Source organism: Streptomyces sp. NPDC056231 (genome assembly GCF_048270745.1).
In the GTDB taxonomy this organism is placed as follows: domain Bacteria; phylum Actinomycetota; class Actinomycetes; order Streptomycetales; family Streptomycetaceae; genus Streptomyces.
Map to the genome: position 1 here is coordinate 48,502 of NZ_JBLVKW010000028.1, position 17,828 is coordinate 66,329.

Annotated in this window: 19 protein-coding genes and 1 pseudogene; 10 read left to right on the forward strand and 10 right to left on the reverse strand. The window is 69.1% G+C overall.

Annotated features, from left to right (window positions below; translation table 11 throughout):
* Position 1: 1 nt before the first annotated feature.
* Together ACNPQM_RS21965 and ACNPQM_RS21970 are read right to left on the reverse strand one after the other, a co-directional pair.
* Positions 2-211 carry a hypothetical protein gene (locus tag ACNPQM_RS21965; RefSeq protein WP_418085402.1) on the reverse strand — a complete coding sequence of 70 codons (210 nt, stop codon included), beginning with the start codon at positions 209-211 and terminating at the stop codon, positions 2-4.
* Positions 211-2,031 (reverse strand): hypothetical protein, encoded by a 1,821-nt coding sequence (locus ACNPQM_RS21970; protein ID WP_418085403.1) that lies wholly within the window; start codon positions 2,029-2,031, stop codon positions 211-213. The genes ACNPQM_RS21965 and ACNPQM_RS21970 overlap by 1 nt, the downstream gene beginning before the upstream one ends.
* Between ACNPQM_RS21970 and ACNPQM_RS21975 the strand changes: the two genes are divergently transcribed.
* The 3 genes and pseudogenes from ACNPQM_RS21975 (at position 1,997) to ACNPQM_RS21985 (ending at position 4,572) form a co-directional block, all read left to right on the forward strand.
* Positions 1,997-2,677 carry a trans-sulfuration enzyme family protein gene (locus ACNPQM_RS21975; protein WP_418085404.1) on the forward strand — a complete coding sequence of 227 codons (681 nt, stop codon included), beginning with the start codon at positions 1,997-1,999 and terminating at the stop codon, positions 2,675-2,677. The genes ACNPQM_RS21970 and ACNPQM_RS21975 overlap by 35 nt on opposite strands.
* 269 nt (positions 2,678-2,946) lie before the next feature.
* Positions 2,947-3,866: pseudogene (locus ACNPQM_RS21980) on the forward strand (hypothetical protein).
* Positions 3,867-3,924: 58 nt separating this feature from the next.
* Positions 3,925-4,572, forward strand: a complete 648-nt coding sequence (locus ACNPQM_RS21985; protein WP_418085405.1) for a fumarylacetoacetate hydrolase family protein — start codon at positions 3,925-3,927, stop codon at positions 4,570-4,572.
* On the opposite strand, the gene ACNPQM_RS21990 is transcribed toward ACNPQM_RS21985, so the two are convergent.
* Together ACNPQM_RS21990 and ACNPQM_RS21995 are read right to left on the reverse strand one after the other, a co-directional pair.
* Positions 4,526-4,918, reverse strand: a complete 393-nt coding sequence (locus tag ACNPQM_RS21990; RefSeq protein ID WP_418085406.1) for an integrase core domain-containing protein — start codon at positions 4,916-4,918, stop codon at positions 4,526-4,528. The genes ACNPQM_RS21985 and ACNPQM_RS21990 overlap by 47 nt on opposite strands.
* A gap of 175 nt (positions 4,919-5,093) precedes the next feature.
* On the reverse strand, positions 5,094-5,897 hold the full coding sequence (locus tag ACNPQM_RS21995; RefSeq protein ID WP_418085407.1) for an MBL fold metallo-hydrolase: 804 nt from the start codon (positions 5,895-5,897) through the stop codon (positions 5,094-5,096).
* 811 nt (positions 5,898-6,708) lie between these two features.
* Between ACNPQM_RS21995 and ACNPQM_RS22000 the strand changes: the two genes are divergently transcribed.
* The 4 genes from ACNPQM_RS22000 to ACNPQM_RS22015 all read left to right on the forward strand — a co-directional run bounded on the left by ACNPQM_RS22000 (position 6,709) and on the right by ACNPQM_RS22015 (position 9,205).
* A complete protein-coding gene (locus ACNPQM_RS22000) occupies positions 6,709-6,873 on the forward strand; it encodes a DUF3892 domain-containing protein (protein WP_418085436.1) in 165 nt (54 codons plus the stop codon).
* Between the two features lie 421 nt (positions 6,874-7,294).
* Positions 7,295-8,176, forward strand: coding sequence for an LLM class flavin-dependent oxidoreductase (locus tag ACNPQM_RS22005; RefSeq protein WP_418085408.1), 882 nt, complete (start codon positions 7,295-7,297; stop codon positions 8,174-8,176).
* Between the two features lie 142 nt (positions 8,177-8,318).
* Entirely contained in the window at positions 8,319-8,744 is a 426-nt protein-coding gene (locus tag ACNPQM_RS22010) for a hypothetical protein (RefSeq protein WP_418085409.1), read from the forward strand.
* A 53-nt stretch (positions 8,745-8,797) separates the two neighbouring features.
* Positions 8,798-9,205 carry a hypothetical protein gene (locus tag ACNPQM_RS22015; RefSeq protein ID WP_418085410.1) on the forward strand — a complete coding sequence of 136 codons (408 nt, stop codon included), beginning with the start codon at positions 8,798-8,800 and terminating at the stop codon, positions 9,203-9,205.
* A 95-nt stretch (positions 9,206-9,300) separates the two neighbouring features.
* Here the strand turns inward: ACNPQM_RS22015 and ACNPQM_RS22020 are convergent, their stop codons facing one another.
* Positions 9,301-9,825 carry a hypothetical protein gene (locus ACNPQM_RS22020; RefSeq protein WP_418085411.1) on the reverse strand — a complete coding sequence of 175 codons (525 nt, stop codon included), beginning with the start codon at positions 9,823-9,825 and terminating at the stop codon, positions 9,301-9,303.
* A 472-nt stretch (positions 9,826-10,297) separates the two neighbouring features.
* On the opposite strand from ACNPQM_RS22020, the gene ACNPQM_RS22025 reads away from it, so the two are divergent.
* Entirely contained in the window at positions 10,298-12,091 is a 1,794-nt protein-coding gene (locus tag ACNPQM_RS22025) for an SMI1/KNR4 family protein (protein WP_418085412.1), read from the forward strand.
* A 7-nt stretch (positions 12,092-12,098) separates the two neighbouring features.
* Here ACNPQM_RS22025 and ACNPQM_RS22030 read toward each other — a convergent pair whose 3' ends face one another.
* Positions 12,099-13,196, reverse strand: a complete 1,098-nt coding sequence (locus tag ACNPQM_RS22030) for an IS630 family transposase (protein WP_418085413.1) — start codon at positions 13,194-13,196, stop codon at positions 12,099-12,101.
* A gap of 168 nt (positions 13,197-13,364) precedes the next feature.
* Here ACNPQM_RS22030 and ACNPQM_RS22035 point away from each other — a divergent pair, with 168 nt between their 5' ends.
* Positions 13,365-13,829: a hypothetical protein gene (locus tag ACNPQM_RS22035; RefSeq protein WP_418085414.1), complete on the forward strand. Its 465-nt coding sequence runs from the start codon at positions 13,365-13,367 to the stop codon at positions 13,827-13,829.
* 134 nt (positions 13,830-13,963) lie between these two features.
* Here ACNPQM_RS22035 and ACNPQM_RS22040 read toward each other — a convergent pair whose 3' ends face one another.
* The 4 genes from ACNPQM_RS22040 to ACNPQM_RS22055 form a co-directional block, all read right to left on the reverse strand.
* Positions 13,964-14,551 (reverse strand): hypothetical protein, encoded by a 588-nt coding sequence (locus tag ACNPQM_RS22040; protein ID WP_418085415.1) that lies wholly within the window; start codon positions 14,549-14,551, stop codon positions 13,964-13,966.
* Between the two features lie 345 nt (positions 14,552-14,896).
* The gene (locus ACNPQM_RS22045; RefSeq protein WP_418085416.1) at positions 14,897-15,469 is read right to left on the reverse strand and encodes a hypothetical protein; all 573 of its coding nucleotides are present in this window, start codon (positions 15,467-15,469) and stop codon (positions 14,897-14,899) included.
* Positions 15,470-16,056: 587 nt separating this feature from the next.
* The gene (locus ACNPQM_RS22050; RefSeq protein WP_418085417.1) at positions 16,057-16,380 is read right to left on the reverse strand and encodes a hypothetical protein; all 324 of its coding nucleotides are present in this window, start codon (positions 16,378-16,380) and stop codon (positions 16,057-16,059) included.
* 249 nt (positions 16,381-16,629) lie between these two features.
* Positions 16,630-16,896 carry an amidase family protein gene (locus ACNPQM_RS22055; RefSeq protein WP_418085418.1) on the reverse strand — a complete coding sequence of 89 codons (267 nt, stop codon included), beginning with the start codon at positions 16,894-16,896 and terminating at the stop codon, positions 16,630-16,632.
* Positions 16,897-16,949: 53 nt separating this feature from the next.
* Between ACNPQM_RS22055 and ACNPQM_RS22060 the strand changes: the two genes are divergently transcribed.
* The gene (locus ACNPQM_RS22060) at positions 16,950-17,801 is read left to right on the forward strand and encodes an IS5 family transposase (protein ID WP_418085419.1); all 852 of its coding nucleotides are present in this window, start codon (positions 16,950-16,952) and stop codon (positions 17,799-17,801) included.
* Positions 17,802-17,828 lie beyond the last annotated feature (27 nt).

Below are 17,828 nucleotides of genomic sequence, written 5' to 3' on the forward strand. Positions count from 1 at the left end.
CTTAGCCGGACGTCCCGAGGAGGTTGATCGCACCTTCAGACTCTGCGGTGACCTCGTACGTGCCGGCCTCCGAGAGCGTGATCTCGCAGCCGGGAACCGGCAGCCACACCCCGGAGGCGGGGGCGACGAGGTCCAGATTCCCGGTGGCCCAGACACGGCCGTAGACCGGCAGGCCCGGGGCGGGCGAGAGGCTGCCGCTAGTGCCGGCCATCAGAGTTTCACCCCCGTCGTCCAGGACACCGCGACGGTGCCCGTGGTGGCGGTGACGGTGAGCGGCCCGGTCAGCCGTGCGTCGGAGTCGCGGGCGACGGACCAGGCGACGGACTCCGAGGCGACGAGACTCGACGTGCCGTCGGCCGTCGTCACCGTGCCCGTGCCCCGGGCAACGGCTGTGACGGACTGGAGCGTCGGCCACGCGGCCGCGTCCCAGGTCTCCCCCGGGGCGAGTTCGACACGACGCCCCTGCACGCCCGTGGCTGACGGCGCACCACCCGTCTCGCACGGCACGGGTGCGACCGGGGTGTACGGGGCGGACAGGTCCGGCGTGTACGTGCCGATACTCGTGAGGCTGCCGTCGCAGTCGACCGCCAGGAGCTCGACGTAATCGATGTCCGATACGCCGTCGCCGTCGGTGTCGTCGCACCGGCACGCCTCGATCACGGTGTTGGCCTGGCACGGGCCTGGCGGCGGGGTCTCACCGCCGCTGGCCGGGGTGCACTGGCCGACGTCGCCGGTCACCTCGTACGGCTCGCCGTCCAGGGTGGTGTCGACGACCGACACGGTGGCCCCGGTGGCACAGTCCTTGACGATCGTGCGCAGGAACTGGCTCTCGCACTCGATCGCAGGGACCTCCGCCGACCATGCGAACTGGTCCACGGTCCATGCCTTGGGCCCGGCGCCGTGGTACGTCTCCAGGTCCAGGACCGCGACGATGTCACCAGCTGCGAGCGCCGCCGCCGGGACGGCCGCGGTCAGGGTCAGGGGGTAGACCGCGCCGACCGGGGCGGACGAGGGCACGCTGACGTATTTGATGCGGGACGGTCCGGCGGACGCGTCCCACAGCGCGAACATGCCGTCACCCATGTAGCCGGGGTTCGGCCCATTGTTCGTGACCCGCAGCGACACCGTCACGTCCACCGTGCCCGTGAGCGACGGAGATCCGGCCGCGAGGTGGACACCGATCACGCGGTGCGTGTCACCGCCCGAGCTGGTCGCGCATTTCGTGTCGGGGCCCAGCACGACGGACCCGCCGGTCCATACCGGTGCGCCCTGCCCCGGCGTGTCGAGGTGGCACCAGGTCGGGGCGCTCCCAGGCCGCCAGTTGTTGAAGCTGGCCGGGTTCGGCTCGTCCGTCGCGGTCGGCTTGATGCCGGCCTGGCACTCCGGGTCGAGGTCGCACAGCAGGACCGTGCTGGTGTCGCGGCATTCCTCCGTCGGGCAGCAGCCGCCGCCGGTCGTGCACTCGCCGACCTTTCCGGTGACCGTGTATGGGTCGCCGTCGAGAGTGGTGTCCGTGACGGCGATGACGGCACCCGTCTCGCAGTCGACCGTGACGGTGCGGAGGAACTGCGGGGTGCAGCCGGTCTGTTCGTAGGCGACGGATGCGGTGAGCCTGGACAGCTTCCACGACGTTTTACGTGGGGTGCCGGGGCATGCCTGCGGCGAGTCGTCGTAGGTGTCGAGCGCCACGAAGTAGGTGATGTTCCCGGCGGCCAGGTCGGCGGCCGGGACGTCCGCCTCCACGGTGAGCGTGCCCGACCAGCCGACCTTGGCGTCATTGGGCGGGAGGACGGTAGCGACCGGTGTCGTGCCGTTGAAGAGGCGCACGGCGCCGGTGATGGCGCATCCGGTGTCCGGGCCGAGCTGGTCGGCGCGGACCGACACTGTGACGTGAGCCGTCCCGGTGTCGCACGCGGGGCGTGGGGCCTGGATCTTCGCGGCGAGGGTGCGCACGGTGCCGGTCGTGCCGGGCTGCGGTCCGGTGCCCGGCGGGAGGGTGAGGTCGCCGCCCGCGCTCACCCTGGCGGACAACACTTTCGCCACCCCGCTGAACTCGCGTCCGGCGGACTTCGGTGTCGACCTGGTCTGGCACAGCGCGACCAAGTACCTCAACGGCCACTCCGACGTCTCCGCCGGGGTGATCGCCGGGCCGGCCGAGCTCCTGAACCGGATCTGGGACGTCGGCCTGCTCACTGGTGCCCCCCTGGGCCCCATCGACGCCTGGCTGCTGCTGCGCGGCATGCGCACCCTGCCCCTGCGGGTGCCCCGGCACAACGCCAACGGCCAGGCGCTCGCGGAGGCGCTCAGCGAGCACCCGGCCGTGGCGAAGGTGCACTATCCGGGCCTCGCGTCGCACCCGCAGCACAAGCTGGCAGCCAGTCAGATGAGCGGCTTCGGCGGAGTGCTCGGCATCGAGTTCACCGGCGGCTTCGAGATGGCCGACGCCTTCCTCGGCAAGCTTCGCTACTCCCTGCGATCGGCCAGCCTCGGCGGCGTCGAGTCCCCGGCCGTGCACCCGGCGTCCATGTGGCGCGGGATGCTCAGCAAGGAGCAGATAGCCGAGTCGGTTCCGCTGGGCCTGGTCCGGCTGGCCGCGGGAACGGAGGACACCGCCGACCTGGTCGCCGACGCGCTCGCCGCCGCCGACGCCGTACACACCACGGCGGCGAGCGCCTGAACCACCGGGAGAGCGCCGGTCACGCGCTGCGGCAACTCCCCGACTCGTAGGCACACATGTGACCGGCGCTGGTTTCACCCCAACCGGCCCTTGAGAGTCCAGCAGCTCAACGAAGAGGCGCACCTCCATGTCCTACCCGCAAGACCATCGTCTCGCCGACCACAGTCCCGCCCACGACACCGCGGGCCCCACACCCGCCCGTGACACCGACGGGGAAACACCCCGCAGCGGCGTCCCGCTTGCCCGTGTTCAAGCAGCGTCACCTGTCGATGATCGCCCTCGGCGGTGTCATCGGCGCGGGTCTGTTCGTCGTCTCCGGGGCCGGTATCGCGGCGGCCGGGCCCTCGATCGTCGTCGCCTACGCTCTGTCCGGCGTGCTCGTCATGCTGGTGATGCGGATGCTCCGCGAGATGTCGGCGGCCAACTCGGCCTCCGGGTCGTTCTCGGTGCACGCCGAGCGGGCGATCAGGCCCTGGGCGGGCTTCACCGCCAGCTGGACGTTCCGGCTGGTTCCCGGGCACCGCGTCCTGGGTGTGGGTCCTGCTGTTCATGGCCGCCTTCTGCGGCACGAACCTGGCGGCGGTGGGGGCAACTTCGGCGAGTTCGAGTTCTGGTTCGCGGCCCTGAAGGTCGCCGCGATCTCCCTCTTCCTGCTGCTGGGCGCTCTCGCGATCTTCGGCGTGCTGCCGGGCGCGGATGCCCCGGGCGCGGCCAACCTCACCGGGGACGGCGGCTTCATGCCGCACGGCACGAACGGCCTGGTCATCGGCCTGCTCACCTCGGTCTTCGCCTACGGCGGCCTGGAGACGGTCACCATCGCCGCCGCCGAGCCCGAGCCGCCACCGCCTTGCGCACCGCGATGTGGCGCATCGCCGTCTTCTACGTCGGATCCATGCTGGTCATCGTCACGCTGATCCCCTGGAGCGACCCCGCGGTCACCGCCAGCGACCCGTACGTGGCGGTCCTGGACCACCTTGACATCCCGGCCGCCACCATCGTCAGCCACGGCCACCCCGGTCTCGTCGACACCGTCCTGGTCGCCGGCCGCGTCGTCAAACGGGACGGAGCCCTGGCCGGCGTAGACCTGCCCGCGCTGAAGACGCGCCTGACCGCCTCCCGTGACCGGGTCGCAGCCGCCGCCGGCGTCCGACTCGACCGCACCTGGCGTCCGCAGCCCGCCTCGAAGTAGCCGCACCGAGCAAACCCTGCTGGCCCACTCGCCCGTGTACATGAAGGGAAAATGGCTGATGAAACTCGCGACGTTCACCGATTCGGGCCGGGTGGCGCTCGGCCGCATCGACGACGAAGGGCAGGTGCGCGACCTGAGCAGTGTCCTCGGCAACCGCACACTGCTCGACGTCATCGACCACTGGGAGCACCTGGGCCCTGTGATCGAGAGCGCGACCGGTCTTCCCGGCGTCACCTCACCTCGGCTGCTCGCACCGATCCCGCAGCCCCGCCGCAACCTCTTCGCGGTCGGCAAGAACTACCGCGACCACGTACAGGAGTTCGGCCGATCCGGCTACGACCAGCCCGAACGCCCCGGGCCCGGGGCCCTCCCGACCGTACCGGTCGTCTTCTCCAAGTTCCCCACCACGGTGACCGGGCCGTACTCCGACATCGACCCTCACCTCACCGTCACGTCCGACCTCGACTACGAGGCCGAACTGGCCGTCATCATCGGCCGCGGCGGGCGCGGCATCCACCGCGACCGAGCGATGGATCACGTGTGGGGCTACACGATCAACAACGACGTCACCGCGCGGGACCTGCAAAAGGACCACCAGCAGTGGCTGCTCGGCAAATCCCTCGACACCTGTCAATCCCCTGGAAACGTAGAGGCCTTCCTTACGCGGCTTGGTCCTTCTGATAGTGCTCGGCGCGTGCTTCGCTGATGGTGCGTTCGAACTCGATTGGCGGCAGGCCGGCGGCCCCGCTGTGGCGGCGGCGCGGGTTGTAGAAGTCCGTGATCCAGGTGGCGATCTTCAGCCGGGCCTCGGCACGGGTGGCGAACTGGTTGCGGTGAATGTACCCGCCCTTGATCGGCGAGTTGAACGACTCGGCGGCGGCGTTGTCCAGGGCTGATCCCACGCGCCCCATAGACTGCACCACGCCTGGTCTGTCGCACAGCTTGTCTTGGGGTCCCGTGCGCGGCCTACCCGGGATCCTCGGCTGCGTCGCCCTCGGCGAGGAAGCGGGAGACGGATGAGTAATAGTCGCTGAGTTCCCGGCCTCGCCCACGGCTGGTGCCTGATGAAGGAGGACGGGCGGCGGGTTCCGCCGACTGCCCTGATCGCAGAGTTTCCCAAAAAGGCCGCTGACCAGGCCCGTTGACGGCAGGGGCGACCCAGGTACCGGGCTCTAGACGGCCGGGCGGCTGCGCGTGCTCGCGGAATGACCGGCCCCGCCAGGTGGGTCAGCGGGCGATGAACGGCTCGGTCAGGTGCGGTGTCGCGAGGTAGAGCGTGCCGACGGCCCGGCTGCGAAGCACCTGTTCCCTTGAGGACCTTGCCTGCTCAATGTCCATCTCGTGGGCGTAGGCGAGTTCGGGGTGGAGCAGCTGGATCGCGTGCACGAGCAGGTCACCGGTGACGACGACCAGGTCGCGCCCGGACTCGACGAGCACGCTCTGGTGCCCAGGTGTGTGACCGGGAGTGGCGAATACGCGCTCGCCGCCGCGCAGCGGGGAGTCGCCGTCGAGCAGCCGTAGCTGGTCGGTCTTCCGGAGCGGGTCAATCACAGCGGACCGCAGCTGCGGGTTGACCTCCTCGATAGCGTCAAGTTCGGCCTGCTGCACTAGGTATTCGGCGTTCGGGAAGAACGGCCGCGCCTGCTCGCCGCCGACGACGGCCCAGCCCACGTGGTCAGTGTGGAGGTGCGTGAGCACCACGGTGTCTACATCGGATGGCTCGATACCCGCGGCGGCCAGCGAGGCCGGGAGCGCCCCGGGCACGGGCGCCCATGAGGCCGCCGGGCTGTCGGCCGGGCCGATCCCCGCATCGACCAGCGTCGCACCCCGGTCGCTGCGGATCGCGAACGCACGGAACTGGAGCCGCCAGCGCCCGTCGGCGTCGAGCGCGCCGGAATCGAGCCGGTCGGCCGCCGCCCAATACTCGGCGGTGGCATCGGGGAACGCCTCCGACCTGGGGGAGAAGAAGGGGCCCGCGCCGTCGGCGAGCGCGATGACGGTGTACGGGCCGACCTGGAGGGAAGGGGGCATCCCGCAGATAATGCCACCGGCGGGCGGCCCACGACCAGGCGGTGCCCTGGAGTTCACTTCAGGTCGTGGGCTGCGACGGTCAGTACCGATAGAAGGGGCATGACCCAGGACGCCAGAAATCCGCCACGAATGATCTTGGAGTCGTGAGGGTCCGCTACGTCTCGGCACCGGGCGTGAGGATGAGAGTAGGGCGAGGCCGAGGAATGTACGACATCCCGCGAGTTCCTCTGAGCCTTGCTAATCGACTGGCCTGCCGGCCTGGGCGTTCTTCCTGGTCGGAGTGTCTTTCCGTCGGCTGACGTAACTTCGGGATTCCTGAAGTGCTCTCACTGTGCCCGATTGGCCATCGGTCGGGGTGAAGGTGAGGATGCTCGGGTTGGCGGCGCTGGCGGTCGTACGGGACGCGTGAGCACTGGGCGCCCGCGCCAGCAGATCCCAGAAGGGGGCGACTCGCCTCTTTGTGCGAGAACGGGTTCTGAGAACCGATCTAAGATCAACGGGGTTCCGGTGACCCGTTCTTAGACCGACCGGCAAATGGTGGGCATGGTTGCCCAGTCGGGCCGCAACGCGAGGCAGGCGCGGGCCTTGAGTGATCATGGAGTTCTTGACGCTCAGTGATCGCCCGGAGGGCTCGTGCCTGCGGTCCCATCATGCCTTCTGGAACCCCCTGTGGGACCAAGTCGCCGCTCCCCTGCCCGTGCAGAGCGAGTACGCCGTATCCGCGCGGGTGCCGCTGCGGTCAGGACGGCTGAGGCGAGGGCGTCGCCGGTGCGGAAGCCGGGCAACATGATGCCGCGCTGCTCGGGCGGAGATCGTCACCTGGATCGAAGACGAAAAGGGTCAGGCCTACACGAGCGACGCAGGCGGGCACCCGGCCGAGGCCGCCGTGGTTACCCCGCCGCGCCGCGAGAAGTACCTGCGGACCCACGCCGACGGTGTGTGGACCAACAACTTCCCGGCTCTTCCCCGCCGCTGAGCAGTCCCGCTCCGGCGCGAGCAGAGCGTCGGGTGCCGCTTCTGGAGTGCGCGGCCCCAGTGGCGGCCAGCCTCCCGGCTCGGCCGGCAGATCGTGAAAGCGACACGCGGGCCACCGGAAGGGCCGAGTCGACCACCCAGATGGCCTGGGCGGAGTCGCCGATCGTGATCAACTGGGCGTGGCCGCGCTGGGCGAGGAAGATCTGTTCGACGACGGGTCGGTGGCCTGGGCTTCGTCCAGCAGCACTGCTCCGCTTCGGCCCCGACTTCGCTGCCGAAGCTAACCGCTGGCTGCGCACCGCTCCGCCTCGCCGGCACTCCGGCCGTGGCCACCGAACTCGGCCCCGTCACCCAGACGGACACCGGGTTCGCCGAGGGATGGGCCGTTGATCCGCTTGTCGTCAGCCACATAGGTTCCCCCCATGACAAACGTACGAATTGGTGTGATGCACGACCGTGACTGGGCTCCGGAGGGGTTGCCCGAGTTCGCGCGGCGGGCCGAGGCGCTCGGTGTGGACGACCTGTGGGTGGTGGAGGACCTGGGCTGGAACGGCGGCGTGTCGGCGGCAGCCGTGGCCCTGGGGGCGACACACCGTCTGCGGGTGGGTATCGGTATCACTCCGGCCCCGCTGCGCAGTCCGGCGCTGCTGGCGATGGAACTGGCCACGCTGGCCCGGGTGTTCCCCGGCCGACTGGTGGCCGGTATCGGGCACGGCGTGCGGGAGTGGATGGCCCAGGTCGGTGTCGCGCCCCGTTCCCCGCTGGCCCTGCTGGAGGAGACGATCACCTCCGTGCGCACGCTGCTGCGCGGTGAGCGTGTCGAAGTGACGGGGCGTGAGGTACGGCTGGAGGGCGTCAGGTTGGTGCATCCGCCGGCTGATGTCCCGCCGGTCATCGCGGGCGTGGTGCGCCCTCGCTCTCTCGAGCTGTCCGGCCGGGTCGCCGACGGCACACTGATCGCCGAGGGTCACGGTCCGCGCGATCTGGAACACATCCGCAAGCTGATCGCCAAGGGCGGCGCCACTGCCGATCACACCCGGACTGTCTTCGCTTTCGCGTGCGTCGGCGACGACTCCGACCGGGTGGCCCGCACCCTCCACCCCCACACCGAGGGCCATGGCGCCTGGCTGGGCCGCTCCCAGGAGGAGGTCTTCACCGTGTCCGGCGATGCCGTCCGGGCCGCCGACGGCATCCGCGATCTCGCGGAGGCCGGCGCGGACACGGTCGTCCTGCGTTTCGTGGGCGAGGATCCGTTGGGGCAGTTGGAGGCCGTCCTCCGAGCCTGGCAAGCGTCCTCGGCGTAAGGCACTTCGCTGGCCGTGGAGGTGGTCGTGGGACGTCGACCGAGTGTGTTCGTTCGGTCAGTGAGTATTCAGGAGGGCGGCCGGCGGCATCCAGCTCGAACTCCTCACTGGCCCGCTCAGCGGCATCTACGACCCCAACGGTATGGGAGCGATGTTCTTCGCCGTGCTCGCCGTGGCCGGGCAGATCGAGCGCAACTGCATTCGGGAGAAGACCCTCGAAGGGCAGGTCATCGCCGCGTCCAAGGGCAACCATGGCGGACGGCCGAAGGTCATCGACGACGACATGCTGACCTTCGCCGTCGCGCTGAAGGACGAGGGCGTCCCCGTCCCCGACATCGCGAAGAAGCTCACCATCAAGGTTGGGAAAAACGCGGGCAAGTCCCCCTCGGTCGCCTCGCTCTACCGGGCACTCGCGGAAGCCGGGGCCGCCGCGGTGGACGACGGCCTGCCGCTGCGGCCCAAGCCCACCCGCATCCGCCAGCCCGAAGACCCGCTCGCCGCCGAAGAGGTCGAGCTGCGCGAACGGCTCCAGGCCCAGCCCCACCCGAACGCCGAGACCCGCAGCTGACTGCCATGTTCAAGCGCTTAGCGCCAACGGCTGTACCGCGGGTCCCCACGGCCGTGGGCGCTGGGTACAACGGCCACGTCTTTTTTACCCACTCCTACCCGGAAGGCGACTTCTTCCACAAGGTTACGGGGCGGTGGACACTCAACCCGACGAACCTACCGGCTGCAAACAAGGCGGGCGCGCGGTACAACGTGTGGATCCACCTGCCCAACTACACCGCGTGGGCGGCGGCTCTGGGCGTAAACGATCGCTGGGCGCAGGCGATGACCGACTCGAGGGTCGCCCCGACCGCCACCCGCTCCGCCCGCCGCGCGCAACGCATGTCCCTCTTCGGCCCGGCCATCGCCGTCGCCCTGGTCACCTCAGCCGCGGCGTCCGTGGCGTCCCCCTCCTCCGGCGGCGGCTCCGGTGGCGGTGGGGTCGGCGGCGGCGAGGGAGGCGGTGGCGGCGGCTCCTGGTGAGCGTCGGGCCGCTGCCCGATGAGCTCCACCGGCATGGTCAACCCCCGAAAGACTTCCGGAGCGGATCCCACATCGCCAAGCAAATGTGACCTGAGTCACGATGGAGTGAGATCCTCTCTTGGGAAGACGCTGGGAGACGGCACTCCTGCCGCTGTGCACGCAGACTGCGGCTGGTTCGCTACGGCCAGTTCTCTCACGGTGACCGCAGGCTTAAGCTTGCCGTCCAGGGCGACCTCGAAAGCGAAGCACCCCGTCACAAAAGTCTCGCTGGTGAGGAAGACCCCCGGCCCGATGCCCAGCAGTTCTGCCGTCACCATGAGATCAGGGCCCTGCCGCTCGATGCTGACCAGGCCCTGAGCCGGCTTTTCCCGTGGGAAAACCCGATCGATCTCGCTGTCGTTCAGCACACCGTCGGCCGCTACCTCGGCGAGCCTCTCCTGCCGAGCCTCAGCAGCACTCCGCATATCAGCGCGGGCCTTTCCCTCGGCGCGGTCATCCGCCGTGGCCGCCCAGATCCACAGTCCGATGAAGCACACAAGAAGCAGCACGAGCACAGCCAGACAACCGTTGAACAGACACCCCCAGGCCGTCCCGCTGCACACCCCGTCGCGTCTTCCCATGGTTCGAGCATGCCGGTGCCCAGACGGGCTAGGGGGTTACGAGTCCAAGCCGTTACTCACTCCGCCCCTGCCCGAAACCACTCGCCTCGAACTCGAAGGGTTCAGGCAGGGTCGCCGCTGTGCCCGAAGACGAGCGCGGCCTTGACCGCGCCGAGATGGCCTGGGCATGGGAAGTGGATCTTGCGCTTCCTGAAGGCCTGGTTCTCGTATAGCTGCCGCCACCCGACAAGTAACGGAAGGTAGCGATCCTGGCGCATGCGGTCGACTCGATAGTGCTCAAGGTCGCCAAGGAGACGCGCCTACGGTGTGGCTGGCGCCAGGTTCTTGCCCAGGTGGCGGTAGATGATGGGGCGGGTGACGCCGAACTCGGCGGCGATCCGCTTCGCCGGACGGTTACTCAGCGTTACTTGTCGGGTAGCGGGAGCTATACGAGAACTGGGCCGTGTCAGTGCCCGCGCCTAGGGTGCCGGGCATGATCACGTTCACCGTCGAAGAGTCCTGGGACCGCATCGAGAGCTGGCTCGCGCGGCACGCCCCCGTCACCCACGGGCTGCTGCGACCGCCGGCCGTCCTGGCGGACATCGCGGCGGCCGAACTCCGGCTGGGGGTGGCCTTCCCGCCCGACCTGAGGGAGTCGCTGCTGCGGCACGACGGTGTGGAGCTCCAGGACGGAACGCTCCGGCTCGACTACTACGGACCACCGTCCGGAGTCGGGGAGATCGTCCGGAGCGCCGAGTTCCTGCGCGAGGTCGGGGAGGACGTTGCCGAGGAGGAGGCCGAGCTCGACAAGGAGGAGCGCGACGAGTACGCGTACTGGCCGCACGAACGACTGCTGATCACCCTGGGCATCGGCTGGCAGTCCTCCGACGGACTCTTCCTGGTCACCCGCCCCGGCCCGCACCACGGGCGGGTCGGCCGGTACTTCGACGAGACGGGCTCGACCTTCACCCCCTGGCGGGGACTGCGGCACGTCCTCTCCGACTTCGCCACGGCCCTGGACAACGGCCTTCCCTTCGACGGGCGGACACCCCTGGCCCACGAGGGCCGGCTGATCTGGGACGGCGGCGGGACGGTCGTCGCCGCCCCGACCTCCGCCCTGGACGTCGCCGCCGGGGCCCCCGAGCCGCAGGTCCCCGCGGCCGAGCCGGCCCCGCCCGTCCCCCAGCCCGACGGGGCATACGCCGTCATCACCTTCGCGAGCGGCGGATTCTTCGGACCCGAACCCGCACCGCCCGTGCAGCCGGACGTCGTGTTCGCGGCGGGCATCGACCCCGGGGAGCTGCTGGACCGGCTGGGCTCCGTGCCCGCGACCGCCGGGCCGCGCAGCCGGGAACAGGCGAGGCTGTCCGCCGGCGCACCCTGGGCCGCGCACCGCCCGATGGTCCGGGTCGGGTCCTGCGGCGATGGGTGGTCGTACGCCATGCAAGAGGGCGGTGACGCCCAGTTCGGCCGTCCCGAGGTGCTGAGACGGCTCTCCCGCGGAACCCGGGTGGTGCGGCTGGCCAAGCAGGGGCCCGAGGTGCGCGTGACCGTCGTCGAGGACTGCACGGAGCGGCCGGAGGCAGGCCACCGGGTCGAATCGCCGCGCGAGGACTACGTGACCGGACCTGACGGGCAGCCCGCGCTCGGACCCGGCGGACAGCAGTGGCAGCGGATCGGCGTCGATCCCTGGCCCGGCTCGACGGCCGCCTACGCGCGGCTGCTGGCAGGCCTGACGGCGGAGCACGGCATCAGCTGGGACCCGGCGGACGACGCGGCGGCGCCACTGGCCAGCGCGCTGCTGCTGCCGGTCCTAGACGAGGTGCCGGAGGCGCGGCACCCGGTCACCGTCGTACGCGACTTCGACCTTGGCGCCCTTGTGGAGCGGACCCCGCCGGAGCGGTTGCGCTCCGCCGTGGCGGCGCAGCTCGCCCGGCTGGCGTCGGAGACCGGCATCGACAGCTACCCGGAGATCGCCCGGGCGCTGGAGCAGGCCGGCCGGGGCGAGCCGGTGGACCTGACGGCCGACGGGGCCCTCGACCTGCGGATGCGGACCATCCGGGCGGAGACCCGGGCCGTCCGCGGACTGCTCGACGCGGCCCGCCACCAGCCGGACCCGGCGCCCGTCACCGCGGCCGACCTCGCGGCGTGGCACGGACGGGACACGGCGGCCGGGGCTCTGCGCCGGTTCCTGCTGCTGCCCCTGCCCGCGGCGGCGGAGACGGTCCTGAGCCTGCGCATGTCCGTGCACTGGCGCGACGAGCTGGCGGCGGACCTGGCCGACTAGTGGCTCGTCACGCAGCCTTGGCCGGGTAATCGGTCCATGACGGGATCGGTGAGTCGGGTGCGAAGTTCGTCTTGGGCTCCGCTCGGGTATTGCGCCAGCGGACGTAGGCGGCGATGGCGGCGTTCTGCTCGTCGTGGCTGCGGTGATCGGTGCCGTTGAGGGCGAAGTAGCGCAGGGCCGCGAACTCGGCCTCGATCCAGTTCAGCCAGGAGCCGTAGGTCGGCAGGAAAACCAGCTCGACCTGGTGGTCGGCCGCCCAGGTGCGGACCTTGGCGTGCTTGTGCGGGGAGAAGTTGTCCAGCACCACATACAGCTTCTGACCGGGCCAGTGGGCGCGCAGTGCCTTGAGGGGGTCGAGGAACTCCCGCCACCGCTTGCGTGGGCGGATGCGGTAGTACAGCTTGCCGGTGGTCAGATCGAGGGCGGCAAGCATCTGCCTCACGCCGCCGTAGCGGTTGTAGGTGGCCCGCAGCCTGCACGGACGCCTCACCCGGCCCCACGCCTTGCCCTTGCGGGGCATCAGGTTCAGTGGCCCGAACTCGTCGACGCATATCACCCGTCCGTCGGCGGGTGGGGTGTCGTCCAGCGCCAGGACGCGGTGCATCGTGGCGATGAACTCCGGGTCGGTGGACGCCTTCCAGGTGGTGGTGGTCTTCCAGGAGATCTTGCCCTCGCGCAGGATCCGGCGCAGGGTCTCCCGGCTGATGGCCGCCACCACCTTCTGCTTGACGAGGTGCTCGGCGAGCTTGCTCAGGTTCCAGGTGGAGAACGCGGTGATCTTCCAGTCGGCGGGGGACGTCCGGGCGATCAGGCAGATGCTCTCGCGCACCGTGTCACTGATCGTCTTGGGGCGTCCCCCGCTCCATTTTGGGTCCAGCGCGTCCAGCCCCTGCTCGTTGAAGGCGTGGATGACATCGCGGACGTAGTCCTGGCTGACCTGCATCAGCGCGGTGATGTCCTTGACCGTCTGGCCCTGGGCGGACATCAGCACCACGATCGCCCGGCGCAGTTTCACCGGGTCCTTCGCGGTCCGGCTGATCCGCTGCAGCTTTCGGCCCTCCTCCATGCTCACCGGCCGGACGAACACACTCGGTCGACGCCCCACGACCACCTCCAAGATCAGACCTTGGAGACAGTCTGGCCGACGCACAGCAGATCGATTACCCGGCCAAGGCTGCGTGACGAGCCACTAGCTAACCGCCCAAGATCATCGGCTTAGCGTTAACCGCTGTACCGAAGTGCCCCAAGGCCGCTCTACAACTACCGGCACAGCGTGGAGCTCTGCCTGAAGTGGCTGATCCGGTTCGCCGCAGGCATCATCCGCCGCGGAGCGTACGACACGCGCGGCGAGAACTTGAGCTACGACAAGGTCGACGAGAAGCTCCGTGACGACAGCCACAGCATCAGGAAGCTCGCCGAACGCCTCAACCGGTATCTCGGCCTGATTCCCGACCTCGACCCACCCAACAACCGGATCGACGCAGAGTCGTTCGAGGCGCTCAAGTGGCTCGATGCGCAGGACGAGACCGGCGAGAACTTCCGCTACTCCGTGATCGGCAAGGGGGCGGACAGCAGGCCGGCCCGCGAGACCCAGACGAACATCAACTTCTACGAACACGTCAACCGGGTACACCAGCGCGCCCTGCTCCTGCAGGCCGGGTACCCCGACGCGCTCGATGCCTTCAGAGATCTGCAGGACGAATACCTGCAGGAGATGCGTGAGATGACGGACGACTAGTACGTCGGTTCGCCCGTCGCTACCGGATCAGCTTCTTCTTCGGTCGGGCCGCCTCGACGGTCTCCCGGCAGGTGCTGCACAGGGGGTTGCCGCCGAAGCCGTAGCGATGACACGGCTGGTGACTTCCCTGCACTTCATTCGAGGTCGTCGAACGTCAGTTGTTCGTCGCCGGTCCAACAGGAGGGGCAGGCACAGACGTATTTGGGATACAGGGGCGACCAGGGCGTGTAGATGCGGCGGCCTCCGGACAGTGCGATCTGGAGTCGTCCCCTCGCGTCCGGTCCGATCCTCGTCGTGTCTTTGACGCACCCTGGCACGAAGAGCGGGAACCCCCGCTTGTCGTCAAAAGCATTCAACGTGTAGGGAAAATCGCCGTCTTCAGGCCGTGGGGTCACCGCAGTGATCATCCAGCGCACATAGTCGGGGTGCTGCCTTCTGAGACGGTCTCGCCAAGTGGCGGGTTGTTTATCCCACTGGAACTCAAGCCCAACGCTGTCGATCGCGACGGGGGTCTCCCCGCGATTCTTCAAGTCCACCCATACACCGGGCCTGACCGTGGTTGGACGGTCACTCCACTGTTCGTCGGACGTCCCGTACGAGCAGGAGATAGACAGCGATGGTCGTTTCCTCTTATAAGTCGCGTAGGAAAGGCTCATGTTGAGAGCCGTGGCGATGGCGCTGCCGGCGGCTATGAGGCGGGCAAGGTTGTCCGGCTCGGCCATAGCCCCCTCCTGGTACGGCCGTCAGGGATGGAAGCCTTCCACGGCGTACGTCCTCGCAACCCGTCCTTGAGCAGATACTGAGCTTCGGCCGCGAAGCCCCGCCTCGCCACGCAGGACGTCGGTTTGTGGGGGATCCGACCTGCTCACCCAACGAGCAGAGGGGCAGTTAACACGTCAGCGCGCACCGGCCGACGTGCGCGGGCGGGCAGTCCAGGACGGCAGAGGCCTTGCGCTGGGCTGGTGCAGGTGTGGTCATAGTGCTTCCTTTCGAACCTCCGTTCTATCAAAGTTCCGGAGGTTCGCCGGGTCGCGACACCGGCCCGGTGGCCACGCTGCAGGTACGGCTCAGCTCCGCAGCTCTGCGCGCGCCTTCTCCAGTTGGGCCACCGTCACCGTGCCTGCGCCCGGGAGGCCTGCGCTCTCCCACGCTCCCTGAGCGCGGGCCACGACACCGCCAGCTTCGTCGAGGAGGACCTTCTTCGCCACGTTCACGGAGATCGCGCCGTCGCCCAGGTCGACGAGGTGCGCGAGCATGCGCACGTTGTGCTGGCGGTTGCCGGCCTTCTCCTCGTTGTACCGGTAGACGAGTACCCACCGGCCGACGAGGGAGCGGGCCCGGTCGATCATCTGGCGGCCGCGGTCGGTCTCTTCCTGCTCGGCGCGGATGTTCTCGGCGTCGCCGGACGGCGGCCGAAGCGTGAGCAGGCCGCGGCGACTGGTCCCCTCGATCTCGACCTTCTCCAGGAACGCGACGAACGTCTTGGCGCTCTCCAGGCGGTCGACGTCCTGCGCGGCCTGCTTGGCAATCATGTGCAGGTCGACGGTGAGGGTGTGTACCCGGCGGCCCCAGGCGGCTTCCTCACCGAGCGGGCAGGGGCCGGCGGCCTGGGCGGCGGCGATCACAAGGCTGTAGTCCACGCCCCCATCATGGCGGCCGCCACCGACAAGCCCGGCGCCATACCCACGGGCAGCGGCAGAGGGGCCCGCCCGAGACGGACGGACCCCTCCGGTGCTGCCCGGGTGGAAAGCGTGTCGGCGAAGGTGCTCCATTCCGTGCGGCGTTTTGCCGCGTGTCATTGAACCTGCCCCGTATTGCCATTCCTCGTGGGCCGGGGAGGCCACTCAACGCGTAGCGGCGTCGGCGAGGATTGCCTGAAGACGTGCTCGGCATTCGGCAACGAAGGCGGGGAAGGTGTCCCGTGAAGCGTCACGTCGGGAGTCTCCTCACCAGATGGAACGGGAAGCCAATGACTTTTCGTCCCGAACGAGGCAGGTTCGCTGAGACGTAGGCGCGTCCGACTGGGAGGCCGAGCAGGCCACAGAGCGGATTCAGTGAAACTGCGGCTCAAGGTCGTCCAGGCTCGTCGGCATCGGAGCAGCTGGGGTGAGACGGACATCGACCACGAGTGCAAGCGGTACCGGCGGGGCGTGATCGCGCGGTAGGCCCTCGCCCCCTGACCGCTGCTGACCGCCCGGCGTGTCGGCGGAGGCTGCTGTGTTGGTGGCTATACCCCGGGGCCCGGGTCGCCGCCTCGCTCTAGGCATTCGGTCGCGGCGTCGAGCCAGTCGCCTGCCGATTCAGCGACCTGCTCGCGCTCAATGCCGGAGTCCACCTTTCCATCAGCGGGGCGGGCGTCGTCGGCGATGTCGCGGGCCCGCTGGCACGGATCTGATGATGAGCCGGACAGCTCAGCGACACCGCCGCCGACGCTGAACAAGAGGGCGATGGCCGCCGCCCAGGCCATGATTAGGCCTGCGGTCCGGTCCTGTATGAGGCGCGGTAAGTGGCGCTGCCAGCGGAAGTACGGGATGCGGTCCCGACTGTTCACGGTCTTCCCTATCGGGTGGCAGGTGAATGAGGCTTGGATCCGGCCGGAAGTACCCTGCTGGATCCGCACTCCGAGTGTTGCACTGCCAATTCCCGTTGCAAGACGGCGAACTGCCTCCTTCGTCCGCTGAGCCGCTGCGGAGCCAGGCGGACAACGGCAAATGGGGAGGGCCCCAGGTGCGATCCTGGGGCCCTCCCTGTTGTGCGGTCGTCCCGCCCGCACCCCCGTGTCAGGCGGGACAACCGCTGATCAGGCCGTGAGGGCCTGAGCCTTGGGCGCCGCGGGAAGGACCCGGGCGAGGAGTTGCGCCACCGCGATGAGCGTCCGGTCCGACAGGTACGTGCCGATGAACTGGACGGACATCGGGAGGCCGTCGGCGGTCTGGCCCGTGGGGATGACGAGGGAGGGCAGACCGACCGGGCCGGCCAGGTTGATCCAACTCGTCTGCTCGTAGTAAGACCGACCGGCAAATGGTGGGCGGGACTGCCCAGACGGCCCCGAACGCAAGGCAGGCACGAGCCTTGCGTGATCATGGAGTTCTTGACGCTCAGTGATCACTCGGAGGGCTCGTGCCTGCGGTCCCATCATGCCTTTTGGAACCCCTGTGGGACCAATTCGCCGCTCTGCTGCCCGTGCGAAGCGGGTACGCCGAGAGCCATCCACTGGGTTGTCACCGGCGACGGGTTCCAGACAGGACCGTCTTCGAGTACATCGTGCTGGCTCTGGTCCACGGCTCCGGCTACGAGCGCATCGCTGGCGCCGGTTGCTCCGACCGGACCATCCCGCGTCGCGTCAAACAGTGGGCTGAACTCGGAATCTCCGAGAAGGTCCATGCCCTCGCACTCGAGGCCTACGACCGCATGATCGGCCTCGGGCTGAGCGAGATCTCGGTGGATGGCTGCATGACCAAGGCTCCGTCCGGCGGCGACAAGGCCGGGCGATCGCCGGTGGACCGGGGCAAGCAGGGACTGAAACGCTCCGTCGCGTCCGATGCCTGCGGTGTCCCGCTCGGGATCGCCTCCGACGGGGCCAACCGGCACGATTCACCCCTGCTCGGCCCCACCCTGGACGCAACGCGGGCGCAGGTCGGCGCGATGCCGGAGACGGTGAACGTCAACCTCGACCGCGGCTACGACAGCGCCAAGTCCCGTTTACTGATAGCCGAGTTGGGTTACACAGCCGAGATTGCACGCAAGGGAGTGCCCGCCCCGATCCAAGCCGGCAAGCGCTGGGTGGTCGAGCGCACCCACTCGTGGATGAACGACTACGGCAAGCTCCGGCGCTGCACCGAGAGAAGCGGCGAGGTCGTGGATTTCTACCTCTACCTCGCCGCCACTTTCGTCACGCTTCGCATGCTCATCCGACGCTCAACAAGCCGCTACCGCTGGGACGGCCGCCCCACCACCCGACGCCTCAAGTGATCCATTTGCCGGGCACTCTTAATCTTG